Genomic DNA, 11,587 nt, shown 5'->3' with positions numbered 1-11,587 from the left:
TGAAGATATGATATTTTAAACACAGCTTTGCGCCTGTTGCCTAAATTTGCAGTCTTTGGCAGAATGGCCATATGTACTATTTATAAGTTACATATTCTCTGGGAGGCTTTCGATAGCCTCTTACACGAAAGCTTGTCTTATCCATTTCTCCCATGGTAATCATAAGTACAGGAATCTCATTCTCCGGCATATCAAAGATTTCCTTTACTTTATCACTGTCAAAATAAATCATCGGACAGGTATCCCATTGCTGGTCCTTTGCAAGCAGCATAAACAACATCGCTGAAAGAGAAGCATTGCGGATAGCCTCATCTCTTTGGAACGCTTCTCCTCCGTTTTCATACAGGGAAAAGATAGATGAGAGCATATTCTCATATTCTTCTTCATCAATAATATTCAAAGCTTTGGAACTCTCATAAATATCGGAAGCTTTTTTATAAGCGTCTAAATCTCCGGTTACGATAATAACTGCGGAAGCAGTAGTTACTTTGTATTGTCTGTAAGCTGCCTGATACAGCTTTTCTATAATATCTTTGCTTTCCCCAACATAATAGTGTGCATGCTGCAAGTTAAAACAAGAAGGAGCCTGGGATAGATTCTCAAAGATTGCTTCGAAAACCTCTCTCGGTATCTTAACGCCCTTTATAAATTTATTGGCAGATCTTCTTTCAGTTACTACCTTTAAAAATTCATTCATCTTTTGTTTTCCTTTCTAGTTCTAATGAGGCACTATTTTGTCTGTCAGTTCTATTTTCCGGAGCTTTAGTGGAATAGGCCCCTGAGTAACCAAATTCAAAACAAACCGTCTGTTTATCGTCCGTTCCCCAATCTTTAATTACCGCCACTTCTAAACAGTAAACACAGAAACCATCTTTGCAAGGCTCTCAGACATATCATGCAGCATAGCAACACTGTCAGAGATATTCTCCATAACCTGTGTGTGCTGATCGGAAGAAGAGGTGATTTCCTCAATAGAGCTTGATACTTCTTCTGTCTCTTTAGAGAAATCTTTTAATAAAGCAGCCATACTGTCTTTTTTCTGATTGATTAAATTATTTGATGAAGCAATATATTTAATATCTGAACCCAATTTCTGCAATTCTTCTGCAATCTGGTGGAAAGCATTCTCTGTGTGAGAAACAGTATTGCTTATGTTTTCTGCACTTAGAGCATTTTTCTTTACATAAGACTCTGCATTTTCTGAAAGATGCTGCACTTCGAAAACCATTTTACTGATATTATCCACTGCCTCAGCTGTTCCTGTAGCCAGGCTTCGAATTTCACTGGCAACCACGGCAAATCCTTTGCCCTGTTCACCTACTCTGGCAGCTTCAATGCTGGCATTAAGTGCAAGTAAGTTTGTTTGTTCCGCTATCTGGGCGATTACAGTTACGATAGTGCCGATTTCCTGTGCCTGCCTATTCATACTGCCTATCACAGTTTCCAGTTCTCTTGAAGACTCATTGTTTTCAAGGCTTGCTGCTTTTAAAGCATTGACAGAAGCTAGACCGCTATCCTTTAACAGCAGTGTCTGATCTGCGGTTGATAAGGCATTTCTGCTTCTATCTGCCGTTTGGTGGATGTGGTCACCGAGAGCGTCCATTTCAGATACCCCGTTATATATTTCCTTAACCTGTACGTCGCTGGCACTGGCTATCTGCCCGATAGAAGCAGTAATAGCGCTATTTGCTTCGGCGGCTAGATTATAGGAAGAACGCAGTTCTGCTGCAAAACTGCTTAGACTGCCAACGGACTGGGTAATGGACATAACCATGTCATGAAAACGGTCTATTAAGTGATTGACGGACTCGCTCAGAAGTTTGGTCTCATCATTGGCTTTGACATAAATCTTATCAACAGTTAAATCACCTTCTGAAACACGTCCCAGAGAAGCAGCTATTTTTATGATAGGAGAAGTAATTCTTCTTGCAAAGATAACAATAATAGATAGTGAAATAACAAGAATAATACCTAAGGAAATGGCATTGGTATAAAGTATACGGGAAGGACCTCTAAGAAGGTCGGAATCGTAAATAACAGCAGTTACGACCCAATCCCATTCAGGGAAATATTCTGTATATACGGTTCTGCTCTCAGATACTGAACTATCCTTGTTTGTAAGAGAATAATGCAGGCTGCCGCCGCCGCTTTGAGCTAATTTGATAACATCCTGAATGATATTACGTCCGTCCTTGGATTTTAAATTATAGATATTGTCTTTCAAAAATGGATGATATACAATGTTGCCCTTGGAATCAGTAATAAAGAAGTATCCGTTATTTCCCAGGCTTATAACCGAACTCTCTCCGCCTGCCTTGAGTGTGGCGCTGGAGGTTCCATCGGTGTCGGAATTGTCGGCATCGGCTGCTACACCTGTAACAAATTCATTTATGGTGGAGAGGGATGCCTGCTTTGCCTGCTCCTCGTTCATTAAGGCAGCGTCTCCCTTGGCATAGCTATAATTCTTTTTGATTTCATACATGGATGTTTCAATAGAATTTTTTAATATAATATCATTGGAGCGGTCAATCTCATGAAGTGAGATTGCATAATCAATAACAGAAATTACTAAAAGAGATAAAATCAGTATACTCGATACGCCCAGTATCAATTTTTTGGTTATATTCATCTTATAGGTTTTCATATGTACTTCCTCTTTTGTTTTTATTTAAAATACGTTACCTATATTATAAATTGGCAGAATGATTTTGTCAGCAAGTTTTTTACTAATTGGCTAAAATTATCCCAATATCCATATTAATCGACATAATGTCTGAAAACTCATTCGGTCACTGAAAGGTTTTTGTCATAATAAAATTTGGTATTATCAAACAGATGTTTCTGGTATAATAAGGTTATTATCTGAAATACAACGAAAGGAGGTATAGGGCATTGAGCTTTGATTCCCTGTCTGTTTTTCATCCGCTTACCGCTAAATGGTTTTCCGAAAATCTTGGAGCACCCACCAAGGTTCAAGAGGGAGCCTGGCCCGCGATTGCTGCGGGAAACAATACTCTTGTTTCGGCACCTACCGGTACCGGCAAGACATTGTCAGCCTTCCTGGTATTTTTAGACAGACTAAAGGCTCAGGCACGGGAAGGAACCTTAAAGCAGGAGCTGCAGCTTATCTACATTTCACCTTTAAAGTCCCTTGCAGGAGATATCAGGGAGAACTTAAAGAAACCTTTAAATGGTATTCTCACAGAGGAAATTAAGGCAGGCAGTAAGAATAACAGGCCTTATGACTTAAATATAGCCATACGTACGGGAGATACTACCCCTAATGAGCGCAGAACTATGATAAAGACGCCGCCCCATGTCCTGATTACAACACCGGAATCCCTTTATCTGCTGCTGACAAGTAAATCTGGTCAGACAATGCTAAAAACTGCTAAGGCGGTTATTATAGATGAACTTCACGCTCTTATTGATACCAAGCGAGGTGCTCATATGATGCTCTCCCTTGCAAGATTAGATAAGCTTTGTGAAAAACCACTGCAGCGAATCGGACTTTCTGCTACCATAGAACCCCTGGAACTGGCAGCTTCGTACCTTTCGCCGGAACCGGTCTCAATTGTGGCACCGAGGATGGAAAAAGCTGTACGAATCGAAGTTACGAATCCGCTTCCCTATGGAAAGAAAGGGAGTAAAGATCCAATATGGGAGGAAATTGCTGCGTCGCTATTTGATTATTGCTCCGGGACCAGGAGTGTGATAGCCTTCGTGGAAGGACGAAGGTATGCAGAAAAGCTGGCTTATTATATGAATCGTCTTGGCGGAGACGGATTTGCCAGAACCCATCACGGTAGTCTGTCAAAAGAACAGCGGCAGGAAGTGGAAGAATCCTTAAGAAGTGGAAACCTCAGATTATTATGTGCTACCTCATCTATGGAACTTGGCATTGATGTAGGAGATATTGATGAGGTATTTCAGATTGGATGCCCCCGTTCTATTTCCAGTACACTTCAAAGGTTGGGCAGAGCCGGACATAATCCCGGGCGTGTCAGTGTAATGCATATATTCCCCAGAGCTGCCTCCGAAGGGCTTTACTGCGGACTGACAGCAGAAGTGGCAAGGCAGGGCGGGGTGGAATATGCGAATCCGCCCAGGCTATGCTTTGATGTTTTGGCTCAGCACTTGGTATCCATGGCAACGGGGGAGGGCTACAAAGTAGATGAGGTAATGGAAATCTTAAAAAGGGCATATCCTTTTGTTCAAGTGAGTAAGGAAGATGTTAAGGATATTCTTTCTATGTTAGCAGGTGATTACGAACATGAAAGAGAACTCCCTGTCCGCCCGAGGCTGCTCTATGACAGAATCCATGAAAAGGTGGAAGGGGATGCTTACAGCCGGATGCTTGCCGTATCGGCGGGCGGAACGATACCCGACAGAGGTCTTTACACCGTCCGGACAGAAAGTGGTGTAAAACTGGGAGAACTGGATGAAGAATTCATCTTTGAGTCCCGGGTTGGAGAACGTTTTCTTCTTGGCACCTTTGCCTGGAAGATTGAAAGAATTGACAAAGACAGCGTAATTGTTTCAGAAGCAAGCACCGCAAGTGCCAGGCTGCCTTTCTGGAAAGGAGAAATCAAGGGAAGAGGTCTTAGAACCGGAATTGCTTTTGGCAAGTTATTGAAAGAACTGATGGAAAGTTACGAGGATGGAAAACTATATGACAGGCTTTTAAAGCTTGGGTTAAATGGTCCTGCGGCAAAAGGAGCAGAGGACTTCTTAAAGCATCAGATTGAAGTAACGGGAGTGCTGCCGGATGATACCACTATTCTTGTGGAGCATTTCAGAGATTATAACGGAAGCAGTCAGCTTATGGTTCACTCAGTATTCGGGCGAAAGATAAATGCACCTTTCGCAATCCTGGCTCAGCATGCTGCTGTTAAGATGACCGGGATGAATATGGGGTATTGTGACGATGAAGACGGTTTTCTTTTGTTCCCGTTTGGTACCGAAGATATACCGGAGAGGGTATTGCAAGGGATTGATGTTTCATCTGCAAGAGCAGTATTAGAAGCTGCCCTGATGGCAACACCTTTGTTTAACATAAATTTTCGTTATAATTGCAGCAGAGCACTTATGATGGGAGTGAAGAAAAAGGGCAGGACCCCCCTTTGGCTGCAGAGAATCAGAAGTGCCGATATGCTGGACTCTCTTGTAAGAAAGGAAAATCATCCCCTTATCAGGGAAACGAAGCGGGAGTGTCTGGAAGATTACTGGGATATGGAAGGGTTAGTGCATATCCTTTCAGGTATTCGTTCCGGACAAATTAAAGTGATCGAAATGCATCTTGATATGCCTTCTCCCATGTCCCTTCCCTTCAGACAGCAAACGGAAGCTGCCATGATGTATGATTATGCACCAACCACGAAGGGAGTTTACTCGGCTGTAGAAGATGCGCTTAAACAGGCAGAGATGATTTCTCCTGCCAAGGAAGAATTAGAAAAAGTATCCTTAAGAACAAAGCTACCGGAAGATTATAAACAGCTTCATACTCTGCTCATGATTGAAGGTGACCTTATTGCCGGTGAGTTGGATATCCCCATAGAATGGCTGGAAATTCTGGTAGAAAGGGAGCAAGCTCTCTATATAGAACCTGGGCTTTGGATAGCGAAAGAACAGGAAGAAGAATATAAGAAGGTCCTGGAAGAAGGGTTAGATGAAGAAAGACTTGCAGTTATTAGAAGGCTCCTTCGCTACAAAGGGCCTCAGACCATGGAAGAAGTGGCAGAAAGATATCTTTTTGAATTAGAGAAAACAGCTTATTTACTGGGAGAGCTTGTCAGAAAAGAGGAAGCAGTAGAAGATGATAGCTTGTATTATCATGCAACACTTTATGACAAAGCCAGGAAGGAGACCATAAAGAAGCGCAGAGAGCAGATAAAGACCCTGCCGGAGAATCGTTATGCAGCCCTTGTGTCAGAGAAGGCGTTTACTTCCGGCAGCAAGGAGGCACAGCTTGAAGAGGCTGTCAGGCAGTTAAGGAATATGAGCTTTGCTCCTGCATTATGGGAATCACATCTTCTTCCTGGGAGGGTGTCAGATTACAGGGAAGAACTTTTAGATAAATTTCTATCCCAAGGTAATTGCTTTTGGCGACTGAAGGAAAAAGAGGGACTTTCCTTTCATTCCTTTGAGGATATCGATTGGGATGCACATCCCGATATAGATATATCTTTGCTTTCAGAAAAAGAAAAATTAATTTATGAGACTCTCTTAACGAGAGGGGCCAGCTTTATGCAGCGTTTTCGGGATCTTTTGGGGGGAGAATCTCCTTTTGAAGTGCTGCTGAACATGGCTGGCAAGGGAATTGTATGCACTGACAGTTTTTTTCCGGTACGCTGGTGGCTGAATCAGGAGAAATTGCAAAAGGCAACAGTAAGACAGAGGGTGGGCATACATGCCAAGGCAATGACCACGGGGCGCTGGGAGCTTGTAAGGCCGCTAAAGAAGCTTTCAAAAGAAGATGAGTTGGAGCGGCTCTTTGACCGTAATATTATTCTTAGCCGGGAAACCGTATCGGGAATCACCTGGAAAGATGCCCTGGAGAAATTAAGAATAGGTGAATATACAGGAGAGTACAGACGGGGGTATTTTGTAAAGGGCTTATCCGGAGTTCAGTTTATTCGAAAGGAAGACTTTGAAGGAACCATGTATAATATGGAACATCCTAAAGATGAGATTCTATGGCTACCGGCCATTGACCCGGCAAATCCCTACGGGAAGAGCCTGGCTCATGAAAAGGAAAAGGTTTTCATGAATATTCCGGGAACCTATGTCGCACTAAAGGCTGGACAAGTTATTGCGGTAATGGAGCGGCAGGGGAGAAGTCTTAGAATTTTTGATAAAGACGAAGGGCTGGCACTTATGGAAATCTTCGTGAAGGGATTTCATAAGAAGCGATATTTACCGGCCATCAAAAGACTTATCGTCAAAGAGTATCAGGAAGAGTATGCAGAAGTGCTAAGGAGCTGCGGTTTTATCAAAGAAATGCAGGATTATGTATTATACAGGGAATAATAAATAATAAGAAAGATGGACACAGATGATGAAACAAGAGAATGTCTTAATAGAAAAAGGAAATATAAATGACCTGGATGAGCTTGAGACACTATATAATGAATTAAATGATGCGCTGGCTGCCGGAATAAATTATCCGGGATGGTTAAGAGGCGTCTACCCGGTGAGAGAAAATGCAGAAGAAGGATTAAAAGAAGACTGCCTCTATGTGGCAAGATGTAATGGTAAAATTGCCGGTACAATCAAATTAAGCCACAAGCCGGAAGAAGCCTATCATACTGTCTCCTGGAAGAGTGAGGATGATTACGAAAGGATTGTCGTGGTGCATACTTTGGCGGTTCATCCTAAGTTCAGGGGGTGTGGGATAGGAAAAGCGTTAATGGATTTTTCTATTGACCATTGCAAAAAAGCCGGATTAAGATCAATCAGGCTCGATGTTTATGAGAAGAACATGCCGGCAATAAAACTGTATGAGAGCAGCGGCTTTGAGTATATCGCTACAGTTGACTTAGGTTATGGAGAGTATGGACTGGATTGGTTCAAACTGTACGAAAGGCTGCTTTAGCTGCAGCCCTTCGTATTCTTTAGGCAGCTGGTCAGGGCATTCAATAGGTGCAGGTAGATTAACACTGAAACAAGGCAGTGAAGCCATAGATTTGAAAGCCCTTTTTTTAGCAGAATATCTTTGGGGTTTGGTGTCAGATAATCCATTTGGAAGATCTGCTGTTTGATTGTTTTTCCCAGCCGTACCCAGTAATCAAAGTCGGACCATTTTGTTGGTATTATTTTTTCAGGCAGATAAAAGGGGCTTCCTCCATACTGAAAGAGAAGGTGCCCAAAACCTAATACCGTAAGAATAAGAATACCGGTTAATCCCAGAAAGACTGCAGGTTTAAACTCCCTGCGGCTTCTCATGAACAACCTGAAGAAATAAAAGGCGATAAAGGCATAGAAAAGCCAGATAGGAAGTACCAGAAGTGCAGAGACAGCCCGGGCGTAGAAGCTTTCGTCAATACTGGTATATTTTACTGCAAGACCATATTTCTGAAGGAAGGCGGAGGCTAATGCTTCCGCCCTGTCATTGTTTTTATAGTTAAATTCCAGATTATTATAGACTTGTGATTTCTGAAAACCCTGTATCATAATCAAAGGAAGATTGGATTTTACAATACCCCGGATGTAATAACTTCTATTGTTATAGGATAGTTGATTTCCAATAACATTAAGAGATCCAAAGAGAGAATATGCGGTCCTTGTATCAATAATACAGCCGTTATAATCATCCTGGTAAACGTACCCCCCTTCTATTAAGGAAGAAGGTATCGTGTGTCTCATATCTCCCGCCGTAATAACTGCCGTTACCTTTGCTTTTCTGTTTAGAAAAGTATTTTGAATCTTCGCCTCCTTTGTCACCCAGGCAGTAACAGAGGGAATCTGCCCTGCATTTTCTGTTTCTTCCTGTTGAAGAGCTTTTAACAGGTCATCTTCCGTTATACCGGCACCGGGTTTAATCCGGATACCAATGCCAGCATAAGCATCTCTGTAAAAAGAGGCTTTTTTCAAGGTATACCACGTGAAAAAGAGTGATATAAGCAGAAAGACAGATAGAATGATAAAGCATTTATTCCGTTTCATTCAATCTCACCCGATCCCCTTCCTCAACGAATTTATTGCTATCTGTTATAATAGAGTCCTTTTCAGAGATAGAAGCGTCTATGGCGGCTGTATTCTTATCCTTATCCAGGACTGTGACATTTATCTTAAAGGCTTCGGTTTCTTTTCCAAGAACACTGTCCCTTTCTTTAACCAGCAGTACATAAGTGCTGTTATCAGAACCCTGCCGGATAGCACTAATGGGAATGCATTTGTTATACTCCTCCGAAGTCTTAGTAAGCTGAAAACCCAGGCTTTCACCCTCCTTATAGTTCCCTTCCGGAAGAAGGGCTGTAAATGTGACCCGGCCGTTATTATCAGGGAGTCCGATTGATTCAAGGGTTGAGGTTAGAGGGGTATTGCTGTTATATTTCCTGATTTTTACCTCGTCTCCTGAAACAAAATATTTCATTTCTTTTTCATTTGCCGTCATGGAAAGCTCATATCCTCCGGTGGAGATGATAAAGCTTACATTTTCTGATACCAGCATTCCATATTTTAAGCCTGATTGGCTGACAACTCCGTTCACAGGAGAGGTTATGTAACCTTTTTTATTTATAATTGCGGTTATGCTATGGATTTCTGCTTCCTTTTTATCAATATCCAGCTTAAGACCTGCCAGGTCTATCGCTTCACCTTTTTCTTCCTGTTCTTTATTTTCCTGCTTAATACCATTCTCGGTTCTCACTTTTTCCAGGGAAAGCTCGGCTGTCTTCAGAGCTCTTTTCGCTGCCTCTACCGCATTTTCTCCCTCTCTTTGTTCGTTGCCGTAATCATATAATCCCATTTCCATTGCTTTTAGATCACCGGATAGGAGGTCTGCTTTCTTTTGGGCTTTTGCTATTTTTTCATTCCATTCATTTTCCTGATCTTCTAGATCTTCTTTTGCTCTTTCAATTTTCGTCTTTGCAGAGAGAAGGGTCTCGTCTTTGATATCCAGTTTTTCAAGGATAAGCTGGTAAAGCAATTGATAGGAACCATCTGCTTTTTGGGTGTTATTCGTCTGCAGATCGTTCCGGTAGTTTTGCAGGGCATTATTAAGTTTTGTATCCTCGTCTGTCAGTTCGTTCAATTTGCTCTGGGCATCTTCTACGGCACGATTTCCATTTTGAACTTCTGAATTTCTGGAAGCAATTTGTATTACATAGTTCTTTTTCGTAGCGGGGTCATCGGAGTATTGATCCCAATAATTGATCGCCGCATCCCATTTGCGGATAATATCCGCCAGATCCTCTTTCGCTCGTTTAAGATTGGTTTGGGCACTTTCTACTTCCTTTTTGTGTTCTTTGTATTTTTTTTGATAGTAAAAATCAAAAATATTGTTAATACGAACAGTAATGGTTTCCTCCTGGCGGCTTATAATAGCTTCTTTATAGTCGCTTAAGAGTCCGTTTAATGTCATCTGGGGCTCCTCAAGGGCTGCCAGAGAGTCGGCAGAGTCCTTTAAAGCTCTCTGAAAGGACTTCAAAGCCGTATCTTTTTCGGCTTTCATATCTGCCAGTTCATCTTTACTGGCATTGTATTCTTCCAGCTTTTTCTTTTTGGAAGTTTTCTTGATGTCACTTAGAGCAACTTCTGCTTCTTTTAAATCTTCTTTCGCATTACTTTGTTGTAATAGTGCAGTTTGTAAGTCGAGGTTACCATTGTCGGTTACTGTACTTAGACTGCTCTTTTCATATTGGAGTTTAAGTTTTTGCAATTCCCCATTTAAAGTTTCTAGTTGGGCTTTTAGATTTGGAAGGTCATAACGAAATAATACATCACCCTTTTTTACTGTGTCTCCGACATTTTTTTCAACCTTTGCTATGCGGCAGTTATTTTGAAGAAGTATATATTTACCGGAACTTCCCTTTACAGTTCCTGTTCCGGATACATCATAGGATAAGCGGCTATCACTTACAGAGGCAACACTTACTTTAGCAACCATAACAGATGCGGCAGCTCTTGATACGATTGTGAAGGTGAGCATTGCTATAAAAAATCCAATTATCAATCTTTTTAATTGTTTTTCCATAATAATGGTCCTTTCTCAGCCTTTTAAGCCGGAGGCGGCAATTCCCTGCTCCAGATATCTCTGCCCATAAAGAAATAAAAGCAATGACAGCGCCATGGTAACCACCGATGCCGTAAAGGCAATTCCGGCATTTTCAGCGGATATAGCAGGCAGGTATAATGACAGGGGCCATAAATTTTTCTTCTGGGATAAAAAGGTAAGGGGCTGTTCCACGGCATTCCAGTATTCCAAAAAATCCAGCAGCAGCGCTGAGAAAATCCCAGAGGAACCAAGGGGGATTCCTATTTTAAAGAAGATGTATCCTTCCCCTGCGCCGTCCAGTTTAGCAGCTTCAATGAGGGATTTTGGGATATCCCGGAAAAATTTCACCATAATAAAAACAGGAAAGGCAGAAAAAAGATTGGGCAGTATAATGGCAAGGGGGGTACCTGTTAAATGAAGCTTGAACAGTACCAGATAGCTTGAAACCATAGTAACCTGAAAAGGCAGTATCATTAATAAAATATACATAGTAAAAAGCAGTTTCTTTCCCTTAAAATCAAATCGGGCAAAGGCCCAGGCTGCAGGGAGGGCAGTCAGCAGCTGGCCTAAAAGGGAGGGAATCACCTGGAGACAGGAGTTCCAAAACATTACAAAGAACCCGGGAGAGTCAAATAACAGTTCTACATAAGACTTTAAGGTAGGGTAGAGGGGAAGGAAGGACCAGTCAGCCATTGCGGCAGTATCTCTTAAAATCGGACCGGTATTTCTCGAAAGTTCGTCACTGCCCATAAAGGAGCCGTTTACTATCATTATAATAGGAATCCAGACAACAAGGGCAAGCAGGAATAAACCTGTTGTTTTTACAGTAAGTCTTAGTGTTTTCATGCAAACCTCATATAGGAATAGTTA

General features: G+C 41.8%; 7 protein-coding genes. 2 read left to right on the top strand and 5 right to left on the bottom strand.

What is annotated here, in order from left to right:
• Window positions 1–76: 76 nt before the first annotated feature.
• Entirely contained in the window at window positions 77–697 is a 621-nt protein-coding gene (locus bsdcttw_RS20105) for a nitroreductase family protein (RefSeq protein WP_185256583.1), read from the bottom strand.
• Between the two features lie 150 nt (window positions 698–847).
• Complete coding sequence (locus bsdcttw_RS20100; RefSeq protein WP_185256582.1) at window positions 848–2,644, bottom strand: methyl-accepting chemotaxis protein; 1,797 nt, start codon at window positions 2,642–2,644, stop codon at window positions 848–850.
• A 248-nt stretch (window positions 2,645–2,892) separates the two neighbouring features.
• On the opposite strand from bsdcttw_RS20100, the gene bsdcttw_RS20095 reads away from it, so the two are divergent.
• Together bsdcttw_RS20095 and bsdcttw_RS20090 are read left to right on the top strand one after the other, a co-directional pair.
• On the top strand, window positions 2,893–7,029 hold the full coding sequence (locus bsdcttw_RS20095) for a DEAD/DEAH box helicase (RefSeq protein WP_185256581.1): 4,137 nt from the start codon (window positions 2,893–2,895) through the stop codon (window positions 7,027–7,029).
• A 25-nt stretch (window positions 7,030–7,054) separates the two neighbouring features.
• Window positions 7,055–7,594, top strand: a complete 540-nt coding sequence (locus bsdcttw_RS20090) for a GNAT family N-acetyltransferase (RefSeq protein ID WP_330602274.1) — start codon at window positions 7,055–7,057, stop codon at window positions 7,592–7,594.
• Here the strand turns inward: bsdcttw_RS20090 and bsdcttw_RS20085 are convergent.
• From bsdcttw_RS20085 to bsdcttw_RS20075, 3 genes are read right to left on the bottom strand one after another with little or no spacing between them, the layout of a single operon-like run.
• Entirely contained in the window at window positions 7,591–8,664 is a 1,074-nt protein-coding gene (locus tag bsdcttw_RS20085; RefSeq protein WP_185256580.1) for an ABC transporter permease, read from the bottom strand. The two genes, bsdcttw_RS20090 and bsdcttw_RS20085, sit on opposite strands and share 4 nt — an antisense overlap.
• Entirely contained in the window at window positions 8,651–10,696 is a 2,046-nt protein-coding gene (locus bsdcttw_RS20080; protein ID WP_185256579.1) for a biotin/lipoyl-binding protein, read from the bottom strand. Before bsdcttw_RS20080 ends, bsdcttw_RS20085 begins: the two co-directional genes overlap by 14 nt.
• 15 nt (window positions 10,697–10,711) lie before the next feature.
• The gene (locus bsdcttw_RS20075; protein ID WP_185256578.1) at window positions 10,712–11,563 is read right to left on the bottom strand and encodes a carbohydrate ABC transporter permease; all 852 of its coding nucleotides are present in this window, start codon (window positions 11,561–11,563) and stop codon (window positions 10,712–10,714) included.
• Between the last annotated feature and the right edge of the window lie 24 nt (window positions 11,564–11,587).

The sequence above is a fragment of the Anaerocolumna chitinilytica genome, from assembly GCF_014218355.1.
Lineage (GTDB): Bacteria > Bacillota > Clostridia > Lachnospirales > Lachnospiraceae > Anaerocolumna > Anaerocolumna chitinilytica.
This window is presented reverse-complemented; position numbering and strand designations above follow the sequence as displayed.

What these genes read in the sequence shown, in the direction of transcription:
- bsdcttw_RS20075 (WP_185256578.1), bottom strand. Translation starts at nt 11,563, where the DNA reads ATGAAAACACTAAGACTTACTGTAAAAACAACAGGTTTATTCCTGCTT.
- bsdcttw_RS20105 (WP_185256583.1), bottom strand. Translation starts at nt 697, where the DNA reads ATGAATGAATTTTTAAAGGTAGTAACTGAAAGAAGATCTGCCAATAAA.
- bsdcttw_RS20085 (WP_185256580.1), bottom strand. Translation starts at nt 8,664, where the DNA reads ATGAAACGGAATAAATGCTTTATCATTCTATCTGTCTTTCTGCTTATA.
- bsdcttw_RS20080 (WP_185256579.1), bottom strand. Translation starts at nt 10,696, where the DNA reads ATGGAAAAACAATTAAAAAGATTGATAATTGGATTTTTTATAGCAATG.
- bsdcttw_RS20100 (WP_185256582.1), bottom strand. Translation starts at nt 2,644, where the DNA reads ATGAAAACCTATAAGATGAATATAACCAAAAAATTGATACTGGGCGTA.
- bsdcttw_RS20090 (WP_330602274.1), top strand. Translation starts at nt 7,055, where the DNA reads ATGATGAAACAAGAGAATGTCTTAATAGAAAAAGGAAATATAAATGAC.